The sequence below is a fragment of the Pseudomonas sp. P5_109 genome, assembly GCF_034009455.1.
Classification (GTDB): domain Bacteria; phylum Pseudomonadota; class Gammaproteobacteria; order Pseudomonadales; family Pseudomonadaceae; genus Aquipseudomonas.
Window position 1 is genome coordinate 4,903,165 of sequence record NZ_CP125380.1, and the last position, 17,847, is coordinate 4,921,011.

Annotated in this window: 14 protein-coding genes; 7 read left to right on the forward strand and 7 right to left on the reverse strand. The window is 59.2% G+C overall.

What is annotated here, in order from left to right; all coding sequences use genetic code 11:
* The first annotated feature begins 256 nt into the window (after positions 1-256).
* From QMK54_RS21830 to QMK54_RS21840, 3 genes are all read left to right on the forward strand, one after another.
* Positions 257-1,426 carry an aromatic ring-hydroxylating oxygenase subunit alpha gene (locus QMK54_RS21830; RefSeq protein WP_110660337.1) on the forward strand — a complete coding sequence of 390 codons (1,170 nt, stop codon included), beginning with the start codon at positions 257-259 and terminating at the stop codon, positions 1,424-1,426.
* Between the two features lie 152 nt (positions 1,427-1,578).
* Positions 1,579-3,240, forward strand: coding sequence for a choline dehydrogenase (locus tag QMK54_RS21835; RefSeq protein ID WP_320401328.1), 1,662 nt, complete (start codon positions 1,579-1,581; stop codon positions 3,238-3,240).
* Between the two features lie 9 nt (positions 3,241-3,249).
* The gene (locus tag QMK54_RS21840; protein WP_110660339.1) at positions 3,250-4,314 is read left to right on the forward strand and encodes a GlxA family transcriptional regulator; all 1,065 of its coding nucleotides are present in this window, start codon (positions 3,250-3,252) and stop codon (positions 4,312-4,314) included.
* Positions 4,315-4,389: 75 nt separating this feature from the next.
* Here the strand turns inward: QMK54_RS21840 and QMK54_RS21845 are convergent, their stop codons facing one another.
* Positions 4,390-5,121 carry a class II aldolase and adducin N-terminal domain-containing protein gene (locus QMK54_RS21845; protein WP_320401329.1) on the reverse strand — a complete coding sequence of 244 codons (732 nt, stop codon included), beginning with the start codon at positions 5,119-5,121 and terminating at the stop codon, positions 4,390-4,392.
* 270 nt (positions 5,122-5,391) lie between these two features.
* On the opposite strand from QMK54_RS21845, the gene QMK54_RS21850 reads away from it, so the two are divergent.
* The gene (locus QMK54_RS21850) at positions 5,392-6,342 is read left to right on the forward strand and encodes a choline ABC transporter substrate-binding protein (RefSeq protein ID WP_223592161.1); all 951 of its coding nucleotides are present in this window, start codon (positions 5,392-5,394) and stop codon (positions 6,340-6,342) included.
* 54 nt (positions 6,343-6,396) lie between these two features.
* Here the strand turns inward: QMK54_RS21850 and QMK54_RS21855 are convergent, their stop codons facing one another.
* Positions 6,397-7,557 (reverse strand): MFS transporter, encoded by a 1,161-nt coding sequence (locus QMK54_RS21855; RefSeq protein ID WP_223592159.1) that lies wholly within the window; start codon positions 7,555-7,557, stop codon positions 6,397-6,399.
* Positions 7,558-7,656: 99 nt separating this feature from the next.
* Between QMK54_RS21855 and QMK54_RS21860 the strand changes: the two genes are divergently transcribed.
* The 3 genes from QMK54_RS21860 (at position 7,657) to QMK54_RS21870 (ending at position 11,231) form a co-directional block, all read left to right on the forward strand.
* On the forward strand, positions 7,657-8,421 hold the full coding sequence (locus tag QMK54_RS21860; protein ID WP_223592149.1) for an AraC family transcriptional regulator: 765 nt from the start codon (positions 7,657-7,659) through the stop codon (positions 8,419-8,421).
* A 99-nt stretch (positions 8,422-8,520) separates the two neighbouring features.
* Complete coding sequence (locus tag QMK54_RS21865; protein WP_320401330.1) at positions 8,521-9,642, forward strand: HlyD family secretion protein; 1,122 nt, start codon at positions 8,521-8,523, stop codon at positions 9,640-9,642.
* Positions 9,639-11,231 carry a DHA2 family efflux MFS transporter permease subunit gene (locus QMK54_RS21870; protein ID WP_320401331.1) on the forward strand — a complete coding sequence of 531 codons (1,593 nt, stop codon included), beginning with the start codon at positions 9,639-9,641 and terminating at the stop codon, positions 11,229-11,231. Before QMK54_RS21865 ends, QMK54_RS21870 begins: the two co-directional genes overlap by 4 nt.
* 9 nt (positions 11,232-11,240) lie before the next feature.
* Here the strand turns inward: QMK54_RS21870 and QMK54_RS21875 are convergent, their stop codons facing one another.
* The 5 genes from QMK54_RS21875 to QMK54_RS21895 form a co-directional block, all read right to left on the reverse strand.
* Entirely contained in the window at positions 11,241-13,835 is a 2,595-nt protein-coding gene (locus tag QMK54_RS21875) for a putative mucin/carbohydrate-binding domain-containing protein (RefSeq protein ID WP_320401332.1), read from the reverse strand.
* A gap of 260 nt (positions 13,836-14,095) precedes the next feature.
* Positions 14,096-14,536 carry a carboxymuconolactone decarboxylase family protein gene (locus QMK54_RS21880; protein WP_046043133.1) on the reverse strand — a complete coding sequence of 147 codons (441 nt, stop codon included), beginning with the start codon at positions 14,534-14,536 and terminating at the stop codon, positions 14,096-14,098.
* A gap of 242 nt (positions 14,537-14,778) precedes the next feature.
* Positions 14,779-16,221, reverse strand: coding sequence for a mechanosensitive ion channel domain-containing protein (locus QMK54_RS21885; protein ID WP_110661476.1), 1,443 nt, complete (start codon positions 16,219-16,221; stop codon positions 14,779-14,781).
* Positions 16,222-16,443: 222 nt separating this feature from the next.
* A complete protein-coding gene (ycaC, locus tag QMK54_RS21890) occupies positions 16,444-17,070 on the reverse strand; it encodes an isochorismate family cysteine hydrolase YcaC (RefSeq protein WP_007977984.1) in 627 nt (208 codons plus the stop codon).
* Between the two features lie 56 nt (positions 17,071-17,126).
* Complete coding sequence (locus tag QMK54_RS21895) at positions 17,127-17,810, reverse strand: isochorismatase family protein (RefSeq protein ID WP_110660420.1); 684 nt, start codon at positions 17,808-17,810, stop codon at positions 17,127-17,129.
* Positions 17,811-17,847: the final 37 nt, after the last annotated feature.

Sequence of the window (17,847 nt, forward strand, 5' to 3'; positions counted from 1 at the left end):
CGAGGGAGCTTGCTCCCGCTGGACTGCGCAGCAGGCCCCCGCTTTTTTAAGAGTCGGGGCCGCTGCGCGGCCCAACGGGAGCAAGCTCCCTCGCCACATTTGACCGTGTAACGCCCGCCGGAGAAGCAACCGGCGCTTGATGGATTCCCCCGGCAACTGGTCGCAATCGATCAATACCGCCCCCGCCCCGCACCCTAGATTACCCCTCAGAACACGAAGCCGTTTCGCGCGGCCAGTCACTGAGGAGATCGCCCCCATGCACAGTTTCCACAACCGCAAGCAGCAGAGCCCGATCGATGGCTGGGACCATCAGGACCCGGAAGAGGCCTTCACCCTGCCCTCGCGTTACTTCTATGACGAAACCCTGTTCAAGGCCGAGCGCGATAACATTTTCATGCACGCCTGGCACGTCGCCGGGCACGTCAGTGAGTTCGCCGAGCCGGGTCAGTACGTGGTCACTGACCTGTTCGACCAGAGCGTGGTGGTGGCGAAAAACCGTCAGGGCCAAATCCACGCCTTCCACAACGTTTGCCAGCATCGCGGCAATCGCCTGCTCGAAGAACGGCGCGGCACCACCGGCGGCGTGGTGCGTTGCGCCTATCACTCGTGGTGCTACGAAATGGACGGCAGCCTGCGCAGCGCACCCCGCTGCGAGAAGATGAAAAACTTCGAGTTGCAGCAGTTCAACATCCCGCAGGTGCGCACCGAAGAAATGGGCGGCTTCATTTACTTCAACCTCGACCCGAACGCGCCGTCCCTGCGGGATTTGTTCCCCGGTGCCGACGAGGAAATGCGCCGGGTGTTTCCGGACCTGGTCGACATGCGCCTGATCGAGGAGCAGGACGTGATCGTGCCGGCCAACTGGAAGGTGATCATGGACAACTCCATCGAAGGTTATCACTTCAAGCTGTCGGGGCCGTGCCATATCGACCTGGCGAAGCTGATCGATTTCAAAGGCTATCAGTTGAGCAAACGCGACAACTGGTGGACCTACATCGCCCCGGCCAACCTCTCAGTGACCGAAGCCTACGGCGTGCCCCTGCGCAAGGACCTCAACCCCGACGAGTGCTTCTTCAACATCGGCATGTGGCCGAACAACACCTTCTATACCTTCCCGTTCTCGGAGTTCCTGGGCTCGTTCATCATGATCCCGCTGGACGCCGAACGCTCGCTGCTGCGCTTCGGCTACTACTCCAGCAATGCCGAGACGGCCGAGGTGAGCAAGTCCTGCATGAAGTGGATGAACGACGATCTGGGGCCGGAAGACATCGCGCTGAACATCTCGGTGCAGAAAGGCCTGCGCTCCCTCGGTTACGACCAGGGGCGCTACATGATCGATGCCCAGCGCAGCAATGAAAGCGAGCACCTGGTGCATCACTTTCATCGGTTGGTGTTTAACGGGATTCATGGCTCAACGTCGATCTGACTGGATAAATGCAGTCCCTGTGGGAGCGGGCTTGCTCGCGAAGAGGGAGTGTCAGTCGACATTTTTATTGCCTGATACACCGCCTTCGCGAGCAAGCCCGCTCCCACAGGGGGTATGTGTTCTGACCTTTCATTGATGGAGCGTCCCAAGCCATGACCGACCATGCATTTGACTACCTGATCGTGGGCGCCGGGTCCGCCGGCTGTGTGCTGGCCAACCGTCTGGGCGCGGACCCGGCGGTGCGGATTCTGCTGCTGGAAGCCGGGCCGGCGGACCAGAGCTGGACCATCGACATGCCCTCCGCCGTGGGCCTGGTGGTCGGCGGCACACGCTACAACTGGAGCTACAGCTCGGAACCGGAACCGTATCTGGACGGGCGCAGGATCGGCACGCCGCGCGGCCGCACGCTCGGCGGCTCGTCGTCGATCAATGGCATGGTCTATATCCGTGGCCATGCCCGGGACTACGACGGCTGGGCCGCTCAGGGCTGCGCCGGCTGGGGTTATCAGGACGTGTTGCCGTACTTCAAACGCGCCCAGACCCATGCCGATGGCGCGGATGAATATCGGGGGGCGAGCGGGCATCTGCACGTCACCCCCGGCGATACGACGACGCCATTGTGTGCGGCGTTTCTGGCGGCCGGCGCGCAGGCCGGGTATGGCCTGAGCGATGATTTGAACGGTTATCGCCAGGAAGCCTTCGGCCCGGTTGATCGCACCACCCGCGCCGGTCGGCGCTGGAGCACCTCCCGTGGTTATCTGCGTGAAGCGCTGGAACGCGGCAATGTGCAGGTGCGCACTGAAGCCCTGGCACTGCGCATTCTGTTCGACGGCAAACGCGCCGCCGGCATCGAGTACAAGCACAACGGCGAGGTCCACCAGGCCTTCGCCCGCCGCGAAGTGTTGCTGACCGCCGGGGCCATCAACTCGCCGCAATTGCTGCTGTTGTCCGGCATTGGCCCGGCGGCGGAACTGCGGGACCTGGGCATCGAGGTCAAACACGACCTGCCCGGCGTCGGCCGGCGGCTCAACGACCATCCGGACACGGTGGTGCAATACCTGTGCAAGCAGCCCGTGTCGCTCTACCCGTGGACCACCGCGCCGGGCAAGTGGTGGATCGGCGCACGCTGGTTTGCCACCCACGACGGATTGGCTGCGAGCAATCACTTCGAAGCCGGGGCGTTTATCCGTTCCCGGGCCGGGGTCGAGTTTCCCGATCTGCAACTGACCTTCATGCCCCTGGCGGTCAAACCCGGCAGCGTCGACCTGGTGCCGGGTCATGCGTTCCAGATCCACATTGACCTGATGCGCCCCACCAGCCTGGGCAGCGTCACGCTCAACAGTGCCGACCCCAGGCAGCCGCCGCGCATCCTGTTCAATTACCTGAAAACCGAGCAGGATCGAGCCGACATGCGCGCCGGTGCGCGGCTGGTGCGCGAGATCATTGCGCAACCGGCCATGGCCGCTTACCGGGGTGAAGAGCTGGTGCCCGGCCCGCAGGCGCAAAGTGATGAAGCGCTGGATGCCTGGGCCAGGCAAGTCACGGAAACCGGCTACCATGCCAGCGGCACTTGCAAGATGGGACCGGTGGGCGACACCGAAGCCGTGGTCGATCCGCAACTGCGGGTGCATGGCCTCGACGGATTGCGGGTGGTGGACGCCTCGACCATGCCGGTGATCGTCAGCGGCAACACCAATGCGCCAACGGTGATGATCGCGGAAAAGGCCAGCGACCTGATTCGCGGCTTGCCGCCACTGCCGCCCGTCGATGCCCCGGTATGGATTCATCCACAATGGCAAACGCAGCAACGATAGAGATCACTCATGAGTAATCAGTCGTCCAATGGCACCGATGCACGTTTCACCTGGCGGCGTGGCGAGGTCGCGCCGCTGCGGGTTGCGGTGCTGATGCTGCCGTCGTTTTCCAACTTCGGTCTGGCGGCCGTGCTGGAACCGCTGGCCATCGCCAATTGGCTGACTCAACGCCCCTTGTTCGAGTGGTCGCTGCTGTCCCTGGATGGTCAGCCGGTACAGGCCAGCAATGGCCTGACCACGGTCGCCAATGACGGTTTGAAGGCCGATCAGGGTTTCGATGTGTGCGTGGTGCTCGCCAGTTTCGATGTGCACAAACACAGCCGCAACCTCGCGCTCAAAAGCTGGCTGCGCAAACAGGCGCTGTTCGGCGCGGTGCTGATGGGCGTGGAAACCGGCACCGAACTGCTCGCCGCCGCCGGCGTGCTCGACGGCTACGAAGCCGCCGTGCATTGGGACAACCTGCAGGGGTTTCAGGAAAGTTATCCACGGGTCCACGCCAAACCGCAGCTCTACACCCTGGAACGCCAGCGCATGACCTGCGCTGGCGCCACCACGACCCTGGACATGTTGCTGGGCTGGATCGGCCAACGCCTGGACAGCGAACTGGCCCGGGAAATCGGCATGCACCTGTTGATGGGCCAGGTGCGCGCACCGGCCGATAATCAACTGGACGGCGGCCTGACCAACACCGGGCTGTACGGCAACAAGATCCGCCGCGCCATCGGCTTGATGGAGCAGGCCCTGGAAGAACCGCTGGATTGCGAAGCGATTGCCGCCCAGGTCGGCCTGTCACGGCGGCAACTGGAGCGACAATTCAAGCATCAGACCGGCCTGTCGCCGCTCAAGTACTACATCACCCTGCGCCTGGCCAAGGCTCACAGTTTGCTGCAACAGACACGCCTGAGCGTCGCCCAGGTGGCGGCCTGCTCGGGCTTCGGCTCGCTGGAGCACTTCTCCCGCACCTATCGCGCCCGCTTCGGCTGCCCGCCCAGCGAAGACCGCAGCCAGGTCTGGACCGCACCGGTGATGCGCCAGCCACTGCGCAAGGAGCACCGGCCAGTCGAGGCCGACTGACTCTTTTGCTCTTCGTAGGAGCCGGCTTGCCGGCGATGGCGTCATCAAATGTGCCATCGCCGGCAAGCCGGGCTCCTACAGATTCCGATAACCCGGTTCTTCTTCGTCGAGAATGCCCATCAACGCGTCGAAATGCCTGTCGGCAAAACCCGGATACTCGAGCCATTGCCGACAGGTCTTGCGCGCTATTTCATCACTGGCGATACGCAGCTCACGGCCGGTGGACAGCGCGGTGATGTAGGTCTCGCAGGCGCGTTCGAAGTAGTACAGGTCATCGAACGCCTGGGCGATGCTCGGCGCCGCCACCAGCACCCCATGGTTGCCCATCAACAGAATCGGCTTATCCCCCAGCAGGTGGCTGACCCGCTCCGCCTCGTCTCCCAGGCCCATGCCGTCGAAGCCTTCGTCGATCACCACCCGTTCGAAAAAACGCATGCAGTTCTGCTCGATCGGCGGCAGCCGTGAATCCGCCAGACAGGCCAGGGCCGTCGCGTATTTCGAGTGGGTATGCAGGATGCAGCGGGCGTGTGGCTGGTTGCGGTGCAAGGCACTGTGCAAGGCCCAGGCGGTGATGTCCGGCGCGTCCGGGCGATCGAGGCTGGCGGGGTCATCGGCGTTGACCAGCAGCAAGTCGCTGGCCTTGATCCGCGAGAAGTGCCTGCCGTAAGGGTTGATCAAAAACTCCCGACCATCCCCCGACACCGCGACGCTGAAGTGATTGGCGATGGACTCGTGCAGGTTCAGCCGCGCCGCCCAGCGGAACGCACAGGCCAGGCGGATACGCAGTTGCTCGACAGGTTGATTCATCCCGTGCTCCACAGCGGTTGATCGATTGCCTGCCAGTGTAGGGGCGCAACGGGCGTGCACTTGACGGGAAACGACAGGGATTGCCGTTATCCACCAGCGTTGCGATTGCGCGAAAGCGGCATGGTTTTGCCGCGATTGATCAAGGGCCCCGCGATGCTCACGACCATAGTGAGTGCCGTCAACGCGTTAAAGCAGGTTGTGCTCCACCTCTAACAAGAAAAAGACCGCTTCACAAACCGCTGCCGACGTTTACCCTCGAGGAGTTGATCCATGAAAGCCTTGTTCTTGCTTGCGTCGCCCTTGTTTGCATGTCTGTATCTGCCGTTGCCGGCCCAGGCAGTGGAACCGGAATCCTGCGCCACGGTGCATTTCTCCGATGTCGGCTGGACCGATATCAGCGTCACCACCGCCGTCGCCAGCGAAGTGCTGGAATCCCTCGGCTACAAGACCAAGACCACCTTGCTGTCGATCCCCGTGACCTACCGCGCCTTGTCTTCAGGCAAAGAACTGGACGTGTTCCTCGGCAACTGGATGCCCACCACCGAAAACGACATCAAGCCCTTCCGTGACGCCGGCACCGTGGAGACCGTGCGCGCCAACCTGCATGGCGCCAAATACACCCTGGCAGTGCCCGACTATGTCTACGACGCAGGGCTGCGCGATTTCGCCGACATCGCCAGGTTCAAGGACAAACTCAACGGCCACCTGTACGGCATTGAACCTGGCAACGACGGTAACCGCCTGATCCAGAGCATGATCGACAAGGACGCCTTCGGCCTGAAGGATTTCAAGATGGTGGAATCCAGCGAAGCCGGCATGCTCTCGCAACTCAAACGCGCCACGCGCAAGAATGAATGGATGGTGTTTCTCGGCTGGGAACCGCACCCGATGAACACCCGCAACAAGATGAAGTACCTCAGTGGCGGCGATGACTACTTCGGGCCGAACTACGGCCAGGCCACGGTCTACACCAACGTACGCAAGGGCTACCTCCAGGAATGCAGCAACGTCGGCCAACTGCTGCAGAACATGGAGTTCAGCCTGGCGATGGAGAACCAGTTGATGGACGCGGTGCTGAACCAGAACCAGAAACCGCGGGCGGCGGCCAAGGCGTGGTTGAAGGCCCATCCCGAGGTATTGCAGGCGTGGCTGGTTGGAGTCAGCAGTCGCGACGGGAAAGATGGATTGGCGGTGGCCGGAGCCAGCCTGGCCGGACAATGACATTTGAAGTCTGTCGCCTGACAGGCCATCCGGGAAAACCGGCGAAGCAGAATGTCAGGCGACGGCTTCACCGGCCCTGGATGACCAAGTCTTTTGTGGCTTGATCCACGCCAATATCCAGGCCACTACCGCACATACCATCAAGGTCCCGCCCAATGCCTGCCCCCAGGCCGCCAGCATCAGTCCGCCACCGATCAACAGGTAATACAGCAAACCAAACAGCGCGCCGGCCGTACCCAGTCGATCACCGTAGTTGACCAAGGCCGAGCCGAGGATGTTCGGGATCGCCATGCCAAAGGCCAGTACCACCAACAACATCGCCAGCACGAACAGAGCGCTGTCCTCCATCAGCCAGACGAAACCGGCACCCACCAACATCAGCAATCCCGACACCCGGATCAGTTGCGCGCCACTCGACCCTCGTTGCAGCAGCCGTTTATTGAGCGCGGCCCCAAGGCCGGAACCCAGGGCCAGGATGACGCCACTGTAGCCAAACATCTGCGCACTCAGCCCCAGCCGCTCAAACATGAAGGGACCCAGGCTGTAGTAGCTGAACAGGCCGATGTTGAAGACTGCCACCAATAATGTCGAACGCCAGATATCGCGATCCCGGAGCATTTGCCACAGCGTCTCGAACAGCGCGGGCGAAGCCACAGGCTGTGGTCGGGTTTCCGGTAAAACCCGCAGGCACCACATCCACAGTCCAACCGATAGCACCAGAAGCCCTCCCGGCACGCCTGGAAAACCGAAGCCTTGTACCAGGCTTGCTCCGGCGAACAGCCCGATGGCCGGGCTGGCGGCCAGTGCGATGCCCATGAGCGAAAACACCTGGGCCAGTGCCCCCCCCTTGAAGCGGTCGCGCAACAAGGTTTGCGTAACGACCGAGCCCACCGCTGCGCCAAACGCGGCCAGGCCTTGGGCCGCCAACAGCGCATCGAAGGTGCTGACACTGAGCGCCATCAACGAAGCCGCGGCGTACAGGGCGAACCCGGCAAGCATCGTCGGGCGACGCCCGATCAGGTCGCACATCCGGCCCCACACCACCACGCCGAACGCGAATGCCAGGAAATAGATGGAAAGCATTTGCGCCGCCGCCTGCGGCCCGACGGCAAAGGCCCGTCCGATGTCCGCCAGCGCCGGGCTGTAAATCGATTGCGCCAACTGCGGGAACATCAGCAGCGCGACGGCCAATACCACGATTTTCTTGTCATTCACCACGACTTCACTCTTAAAGGAAACTGTCGTGCAGATTAAGAAATCGTGACTGTCGTACTATCAGAACCCTGCCAATTTATCGCTGAAATCGGACAACCCATGGCCTGGCTCGACGCCCACGCACATTTCGATCCCGACAGCTTCACCGCACCGGTCATCGGCATCGCCGCAACCCTCGGTGATCACGATTCGGGCCTGCATCAACATCAACGCGGGCAACTGCTGTTTACCCGCCAGGGCTGTACGCGCATTACCCTGGCGCAGCAGCTGTGCCTGTTGCCACCCTCGCGCGCGGCGTGGATTCCTTGCGGTGTGGCCCATCGCGCCGTGATGCAACAGAGCGTCGATTACCGCTCCATCTACCTGAGCCCCGAGCTATGCGCAGACCTGCCGCAACAGGTCTGCGTGATCGAAGTCAGCCCGTTGCTGCGGGCTGTACTGGAGTCGATAGCCCACGCCAGCTTCGACACCGCCTGGCGGCAGGGAAAATACGTCCATCTGCTGGGGCTGTGCCTGAGCGAAATTCGCGACGCGACCCGCCAGCCCATGCTGCTGCCGCTGCCGTCGGACAAACGCCTGGCACCGCTGCTCGCGACCGTCGACAAGCTGCCGCCGAAACTTCAAGCACTGCAGGCACGCCTGGGCGCCAGCGGCCGCACCATTGGCCGGATCTTCCAGCGTGAGACCGGCATGAGTTATCAGCAATGGCGGCAACAGTGGCGGCTGATGCGCGCCATCGAACTGCTCGCGACCGGACGAAACATCGGCTACAGCGCTTTTGAACTGGGCTTTGCCAGTGACAGTGCCTTCATCGCCTTCTTCAAGGACATGACCGGCATCACCCCCGGCGACTGGCTGAAATAGGACCTGACGACCGGCAGCAAAAACCATTTGCCACAAAATATTACATACGTCATATTACACCCGTAATAATTAAACAGCGCCCCTGACAGGTATCCCTCCATGACCAGCATGTCCACCGTAGAACCCGACCTGGACGCCCCGGTGAAACCGGCAAAACGTCCCCTGCTCAAACGCCTGCTGCTGCCGACAATGGGCATCGCAGCGTTGGTATTGGCCGGGATGTATGGCGCGCATTGGTGGACTGCCGGCCGCTTCATCGAAGAAACCGACGACGCCTACATCGGTGGCGATGTCACAGTGATCGGGTCGAAAGTGGCGGGTTACATAGACGAAGTGCTAGTGACCGACAACCAGAAGGTCAAGGCCGGTGACGTGTTGATTCGTCTCGATTCGCGCGACTATCGGGCCAACCTGGCCAAGGCCGAAGGCGCAGTGGCCGCTCAGGAAGCCTTGCTGGCCAACCTCGATGCGACCGAACAGCTGCAACAGGCCGTCATCGGCCAGGCTCGCGCCGGCATCGACGCCGCCGGTGCCGAAACCACCCGTTCGCGGGATGACGATGCCCGCTACAAAAAACTGGTGATCACCAACGCCGTCTCGGTGGAAAGCGCCCAGCGAGCCAACACCACGTTCAAGACGGCCCAGGCCCAAAGCAACCGCGCCCAGGCTGAACTGCTGGCCGCGCAACGCCAGCTGAATGTGATCGACACCCAGAAACAACAGGCCCGCGCCGCCCTGATCCAGGCCAGGGCCGAGCGTGATCTGGCGCAGTTGAATGTCGGCTACACCGAATTGAAGGCACCGGTTGACGGGGTGATCGGCAATCGCCGGGCCCGGGTCGGCGCCTATGCCCAGGCCGGCTCGCAATTGCTCTCGGTGGTGCCGGCCAGTGGTCTGTGGGTCGATGCCAACTTCAAGGAAGACCAACTGGCACGCATGGTGCCGGGGCAACGGGTGGTGATTCATGCGGACGTGCTGTCGGGTCAGGAATTCCACGGTCACCTCGACAGCCTGGCCCCTGCCAGCGGCTCGCAGTTCAGTGTGTTGCCGCCGGAAAACGCCACCGGCAACTTCACCAAGATCGTGCAGCGGGTGCCGGTGCGGATTCACCTCGACCCGGCCGACAGCGTGCTCGGCCACCTGCGTCCCGGGTTGTCGGTGACCGCTGAAGTCGACACGCGCAAGGAGCCTGAAGCGCCAGCTGTTGCGAGCGCGCCATGAGCCGCGCCCTCGCCGCTCCGGCGCAGCCGTTCAATGCCGCGAACATGGCCACGGCGACCAAGGTCTTCGCCTTTGCCAGCATGTGCATCGGCATGTTCATTGCGCTGCTGGATATCCAGATCGTCTCGGCTTCGTTGCGTGACATCGGCGGCGGACTCTCCGCCGGTACCGACGAAACCGCGTGGGTGCAAACCAGTTACCTGATCGCCGAAATCATCGTGATCCCGCTGTCGGGCTGGCTGTCGCGGGTGTTCTCGACGCGATGGTTGTTTTGCGCATCGGCGGTGGGTTTCACCCTGACCAGCCTGCTGTGCGGCGTGGCCTGGAACATCCAGAGCATGATCGCCTTCCGCGCCCTGCAAGGGTTTCTGGGCGGATCGATGATTCCGTTGGTGTTCACCACGGCCTTCATATTCTTCACCGGCAAGCAACGGGTGATCGCCGCCGCGACCATCGGCGCGGTGGCCTCGTTGGCCCCGACCCTGGGGCCGGTGATCGGTGGCTGGATCACCGACATTTCGTCCTGGCACTGGCTGTTCTACATCAACCTGGTCCCCGGCATCTTTGTCGCCGTGGCCGTGCCGATGCTGGTGAAAATCGACCAGCCGGAACTGTCGCTGCTCAAAGGCGCGGACTACTTGAGCATGGTGTTTCTGGCGCTGTTCCTCGGCTGCCTGGAATACACCCTGGAAGAAGGCCCGCGCTGGAACTGGTTCAGCGACCGCACCATCCTGACCACTGCGTGGATCAGCGGCCTGGCCGGCCTGGCGTTCATCGGCCGAACCTTGCACGTGGCCAATCCGATTGTCGATTTGCGCGCCTTGAAGGACCGCAACTTTGCCCTCGGCTGTTTCTTCTCGTTCGTCACCGGCATCGGCCTGTTCGCCACCATTTACCTGACGCCACTGTTCCTCGGCCGGGTGCGTGGCTACGGCGCGCTGGACATTGGCCTGGCGGTTTTCTCCACCGGGGTGTTCCAGATCATGGCGATTCCGCTGTATGCCTTTCTGGCCAACCGCGTCGACCTGCGCTGGATCATGATGACCGGCCTCGGGCTGTTCGCCTTGTCGATGTGGGATTTCAGCCCGATCACCCATGACTGGGGGGCCAGGGAATTGATGCTGCCGCAAGCCCTGCGCGGGATTGCCCAGCAACTGGCGGTGCCGCCGACCGTGACCTTGACCCTTGGTGGCCTGGCGCCCGCAAGGCTCAAACATGCGTCGGGGTTGTTCAATCTGATGCGTAACCTGGGCGGCGCCATCGGCATCGCCGCATGCGCGACGATTCTCAACGACCGCACCAACCTGCATTTCACCCGGCTGGCAGAGAACCTCAACAGCACCAACGAGGCCCTCAACCAATGGCTGTCCCAGGTCGGCAACAACTTCGCCGCCCTCGGCCAGAGCGGTGACGCCGGGGTCACCGCCAGCCTGCATCAACTATGGTTGCTGACCTACCGCGAAGCCCAGACACAAACCTACGGCGACGCGTTTCTGATGATCGGGGTGTGCTTCGTCATCGCCACGGCGATGGTGCCCTTGATGCGCAAGGTACAACCACCGGCCGCACCGAGTGCGGATGCGCATTGAGGATCCTTGTCAGGAATCGACCGTTTCCCTTGGCCAGTAACTTGCCAGATTCAAGGAATCTGGAGAAAACCTGATTTGAGCGTGCTGTACATGCCCCACCGGAGTCTCGGCCTGGCTATAATTATCTTTAATTCGGCAACGTGTGGGTTCTCTATGCATAACACTCACCACCATATTGGAGAAAAGTGGGAAATGAACACTTTCTGCTGTCACCGGAGCATTACCTCGAAGTTCTCGAACATAAACAGGCTCACCTGTCGCCGACGTCAGCACAACTGATAAATATACCGAGGAAAAGTACTCATGAGCAGCGGAGTTAGCAAAAAACGTTATTTCTACCAAACGCGCATATAAATTTATGCGTATCCGCCCTATATCACGGCCGCCATTCCCCCGTAAGAACCAAGTAAAATCCAAACCAGAAACAACCACATCAATTTTAGGCCTGACAAACTCTACCGTGCGATGCTTCTCGAAAAGAAAAACGCGATCAGCCCCACCAAAAGTATTAATTGCGCGCCGCATATCTTGCTTCAATGGAAAGTCATCATTCAGCCTCAGGTGCGGATTCTTTTCAAACTCCTTTGCACATTTATCAATTTCAGCCATCAAATTAAGACCTACCTGAGTGCCGAGACTTAAATTCACCAGCCCTCGTTCAGTCACTTTCAGCCTATTCACTTGTGCATTCGAATCAATCACTGCCGATACCGTCGCATTAGACACCTCTATACGCGATGGCTCCTTATGCATTATCTCAATAGTAAATTCTTTAGAGATTAAAACCGTCCCAGAGAACAATTCGGTCTTATCACCCATCATCTCTCGACGAAAAACAATACTACCCTGGGCATTCATCACCACTACTTCCGCATATACCTGCCCCGAATAATAACTGTGTGGACTTTGACTCACAATATCGACCAACAGGCGCCCCTGTGAAACCTCCACAGCAAGCTTGCAAAAAACGCCATCCAATCCGCTTAGATTGATAGTTTGATCCGCCAGACCGCTCGCAGACTTTCTGACATACAAGCAATCTACTTCATTAACTCCGTCTTTAACCACCACATAGACACTGAGATTCTGATACTCCCCATCCCCCACAGAGGGCATTTGTAATGCATACGTCCCCAGGGGTAATTTATCTACTACAATCACTGCGCTTTGGATCTTTACAACTCTAGCCGCCCCAGTCCCGTCCCGTAACAAAAGAAATTTTCCTCGCAACCCAGCCAATAACGCCTCATCAAACTTAATCGTGACACTGCTGGTTAAACCGCTAATTTTCAAATCAGCGCTACTGACAAGTGCCAAGGGACTTCTCAACCCAAGTTGAGCTTGGATTTGTTTCAAACTACTTTGCTGAACGAGTGCAAAAAGAGGGTATACCGGAACGGCATTGCTAAAAGAATTTTTCATTGCCTGCGTTGACGTCAATGACGCACCCGCAAATAACATGAATGCAGAAACATCTATATTAGCTACATCGATGGTGACATGACTCAGAAAATCCATCGTCGGATAGTTTTCAGCATAAAACTCCGACTCATTGCTGATGCGACGATAGCGCTGGTGAAATTCGATAATGCTCTGATCACTGGCACGTTGAAACATTAGCACCAGGAAAAATAATGTGAGCTGCACATCCTGGCCAACCGTCCCACTGTCGAATGCTGCCATAGCTCTTGTATAAAGCTGCTCCTCACCACCGCTGTATAACCATCCTTTCAGAAAAACCTCATCGCCCAACACCTTACTCTGGTAACTTGCAGCAAACACATTATTCCAGACCTCTCCAAGATTGATAGTACTGTGACTCATGAATGAGCCCTCATACCCATGGCCTATTTCATGAATACTTCCCCAATTGGTCCCCTTAGTGTCCAGCCAAAAGGCCGCAACGGAATCATTCGACTCGGCTATCCACCCTCCGCCATAGTAGGCAACACCACCTCCTGATTTGTCAGCCTTCATGAAGTAACGATTAGGAATATTTTTATCGGTGGGCACAGTCGGGGAAAATGAAAGACCGGCAAGATAATTGAAGTGCTCAAAAACACCATCATAGTACGCAGCCAGGCTTTGCAAGCCAGATGTTTCATGCAGCCTGCGCAGGACTTCTTTATCCTTAGCGGGAATTAAAATCATTGCATAATCAGAAATATACAATGCATAGGGCGCTACCAAGCGGTCCCACTCATTAAAAAAGTTCTCTGCATTCAAACCTGCCTGCCAGGTTGGTAAACTTGCCCCGCCGCTTACAAACTCCACCTCAATATTAACCTGCTGGCCAGCGGTATCGGTATAAGGAGTCGTCAAAAATATGGCAGAGGCATGCGCGGCGACAACTACGTTCCACTGAGTGGTCACGACGTGATGGCTCTCTTTTGCGCTGTCATCATTCAGCAAATTCAGAGTAATCCCCATGCTCGCATCTGGGAAGGATTGCCGAAAACGTATTGCCTTGCCTGCCGGGACAATTAAAGAAGTTGATTTTCTGTCATGAAAAATTCCTTTGCTGAGTCCCGCGTTATGCAACCAATCAGGTCGCTCAAGACTGTAAATTTGCTGCGTGTATCTCTTAGTCTCTTCGTTAGCCATTTCAACTTCTCCCATAGAAAAGCGCTGGATTTCGAAAAGACCTTAGGATCAAGACAATATTTATATAACTGTCATAAATTACAGTTCGTTAGACTGTAAATCCATAACCCCGCCATTACGCAGAGAAAAATTGACTGAGAAGAGCTAATCCGCAAACAGAAACGCCTCCAAAGTGGAGGCGTCCGCTATAAATAAGCAAGTTGGGTGACTCAAAAACCAACGGTCCGTAGCATACCCATCCCCGCCCGATGACAAAAATGTCAGGCCTGAGGCATTTTGCGGAAGCCGATGGCCAGGCGATTCCAGGCGTTAATGGTGGTGATGGCAACCGTCAGGTCGACCATTTCCTTGGCATCGAACTGCGCGGTGGCCAGTTCATAGTCTTCGTCCGGGGCATGGGTCTGACTGATCAGGGTCAGGGATTCGGTCCAGGCCAGTGCGGCGCGTTCACGTTCGGTAAAGAACGGCGTTTCGCGCCAGGCCGACAACGTGGCCAGACGCCGCTCGGATTCACCGCCCTTGCGCGCGTCGGCACTGTGCATGTCCAGGCAGAAGGCGCAGCCGTTGATTTGCGAGGTGCGCAGCTTGACCAGTTCGATCAGGTTTTTTTCCAGTGGCAGTTTCGAAACGGCTGTTTCAAGGGCGATCATCGCCTTGAGGGCATCTGGGGAAGCGGTGTAGAAATCGATACGGGTTTTCATGGCGTGCTCCAGGGCAAGTGGGTGTGGCACTACGTTAGTCCCACGACCGGTCTACACAAATAGCCAATCTTGCAGAAGTCGAGGAGGCCATTGGCTGTGCTTTCCTGGTTATCGGTGGAGGCGCGGGTGTGGGGTTCACCATTCATTTCTGGTGAACTCACTGCCGCCTTCGCGAGCAAGCCCGCTCCCACATTTGAGCGCATTCCCCCTGTGGAAGCGAGGTTGCTCCGCGCAGTGGCCATTCACACCCGATTGCGCAACCACTGCAAAAAGCCCTTTTTCGCCTCCGGCACTGGCAGGTCCTGTGTCAGGGTTTTCGCTTTGTGCAGCCGGTAATCGAGCAAGGTTTTCATCGCTTCATTGATGTCGTGACGGGCATCCAGGCACGGTTTCAGGTACGCCTTTTCAATCCGGTACAAAGAGCAAAAGGTCTTCGCGGCAAATTTTGCGGGCACCGAACTGTCAGTAAGAATGCCGGCCTCACCGATCACTTCACCCGGCCCCATGCGCCCGGATTCGAAAGGCACGCCGTGGCGGGTCAGCGTCACCGTGACCACTCCGGACTCGATGATGAACAGGTGATCACTGACCTCTCCCGCCTCCAGGATCGTTTCCCCGGCGCGGAACGATTGCAGGGTCATGTTCTGGCTGAAGGTGTCTTTCTCTTCCTGGCGCAAGGTGGAGAAAATCGGCGAACTGTCGAGCAGCGCCCGAGGCCGCGACAGATTGCCCGGCGGATTGGGCTCCACACTCGACAGCAGGTTGACGCCGGACGCCTGCAAGTGCCGGTAGGCCAGGTCGTACAGCTGATTGCGCACCGAGCGTTTCTCATCCATCGACGCGACAAAGCCGCTGATTTCGTAGACCGCTCCGGTGTTGCTGGCCGTTTTCAGGCCGACGCTGGGCGACGGTGTATCCAGCAGCGCACGGCAACCTTGCATGGCCCGCTCCAACGCATCGATTACCGTGTTCGGCCTCGCGTGGGGGCTCACTTCCAGGGATACGGAAATCCCGAACATGTCGTTCGGCCGGCTGAAATTGATGATCTTGGCCTTGGCCGCCAGCGAGTTGGGGATCACCGCCATGCAGCCCTGGGAGGTCTGCAGGCGCGTGGCGCGCCAGTCGATGTCGGTGACCTTGCCCTCCATGCCGTCGATGGAGATGTAGTCATCGAGTTGATAGGGTTTGGTGGTGTTGAGGACGATCCCGGAGAACACGTCACTGAGGGTACTTTGCAAGGCCAGACCGACAATGATCGCCAACGCACCGGACGTCGCCAGCACGCCTTTGACCGGTAGATCGAGTACATACGCCAGGGCGGCAATCACCGCGATCAGGAAAATCACCGCACCGAGCAAATCCTGGAGCAAGCGTCCGGTATGCCCGACCCGTTGCATCATCACCGCGCCGATCAGCACGGTCAGGGTCCGCGCGCCGAACAACCACCAGCCAATCTGCAAGCCGGTGGCGGCCAGATGCAACGGCACGTTGTCGGCCCAGGGCGGCGGTTCCATCGGGTTCAGGCCTTCGTTGAACAGCAGGAGGCTGAACAACGAAAAAATCACCACCCGCACCATCAGCCGCCAGGCGCTGCCAACGGCGCTGAGCAAGTACCACAAACCAAGATCGATCAGGATCAGCGCCATTGCGCAGATCAACGGGTGTTCAGTGAGCAATGACAGCATCAAGCAACTCCAGCCAGGGCCAAGAACGCGAAGATCGCATGGATTGGCCATAGTGTAGGAGCAATTGATTTGGCGGGATGAACCCCCTCCCAAAAACACCACAAAACCAATGTGGGAGCGGGCTTGCTCGCGAATGCAGAGTGTCAGGCAACGTATATGTTGTTTGACACACCGCCTTCGCGAGCAAGCCCGCTCCCACAGGGGGGATGCGTGATGCCGAAGTTATTTGCTGTTGGTCAGCGTGCTGTAGCTGGTCATCAGGTTGCGGTAATCCGGAATATGGTTGGAGAACAGCGTGCCCAACCCTTCGATATCGTTGCGCCAGTCGCGGTGCAGCTCACAGGCCAGGCCGAACCAGGTCATCAATTGCGCACCCTGGGCGGTCATGCGGCTCCACGCCGATTCGCGGGTCAACTCATTGAAGGTGCCGGACGCATCGGTGACCACGAACACATCAAAACCTTCGGCCAGCGCCGAGAGGGCCGGGAACGCCACGCACACCTCAGTCACCACACCGGCGATGATCAGTTGTTTCTTGCCGGTGGCCTTGATCGCCTTGACGAAATCTTCGTTGTCCCAGGCGTTGATCTGGCCCGGGCGGGCGATGTACGGCGCGTCCGGGAACTGTGCCTTGAGCTCGGGCACCAGCGGGCCGTTGGGACCGGTTTCGAAACTGGTGGTGAGGATGGTCGGCAGCTTGAAGTACTTGGCCAGGTCAGCCAGGGCCAGCACGTTGTTCTTGAATCGATCCGGATCGATGTCGCGTACCAGTGACAGCAGGCCGGTCTGATGATCCACCAACAGAACGGCGGCGTTGTCCTTGTCCAGACGCTTGTAGGAAGTAGTCATTGCAGTAGTCCTCGCAGGTTATCGATGCCGAGAGAAAATCGGCGTGGGGTCACCGGTCAGCGCTGGGAGTCCAGCACCTCGTGTTCGTTCGCCACTTGCTGGGCCTTGAGGTAACTCTCGATCAGCAATTGATAATGCGGCATGGCCTGGGCGTAGACAGCGGCCCACTGCTCGGCATCCGGGCGGTTCCACGAGCCTTGCAGCTCAGAGAGCGTAGCCATGATGTCGATCGGCACCACTCCGGCCTGGGCCAGGCGGGCGACGGTCAGATCAGTGGCCAGTTTCGAGTGGTTGCCGGAGGCGTCGACCACCGCAAACACCTTGTAGCCTTCATGCACGGCGGCGATGGACGGGAACGCCAGGCACACGCTGGTCAAAGTGCCGGCGATCACCAGGGTTTTCTTGCCGGTGGCCTTGACCGCCGCGTGAAACTCCGGGTTGTCCCAGGCGTTGATTTCACCTTTGCGCGCCACGTATTGCGCATGGGGTGCGGCTTCGTGGATTTCCGGAATCAACGGCCCGTTCGGTCCTTGCGGAACCGAGGCAGTGGTAATCACCGGCATTTTCAGCAGGGTCGCGGCCTTGGCCAGGGCAATGGCGTTGGCGCGCAGTTGGGGCACGTCCATGTCCTTGACGATCTGGAACAGTCCGCTCTGGTGATCGATCAACAGCATGGCGCTGTCGTTGGGGTCGATGGTCGGTTTCTGGCCGTTGAAGTTGGCCGCGTAGACAGTGTTCATGAGCGTTTCCTCTTTCTTTTGGGCAACAGCCATCCCT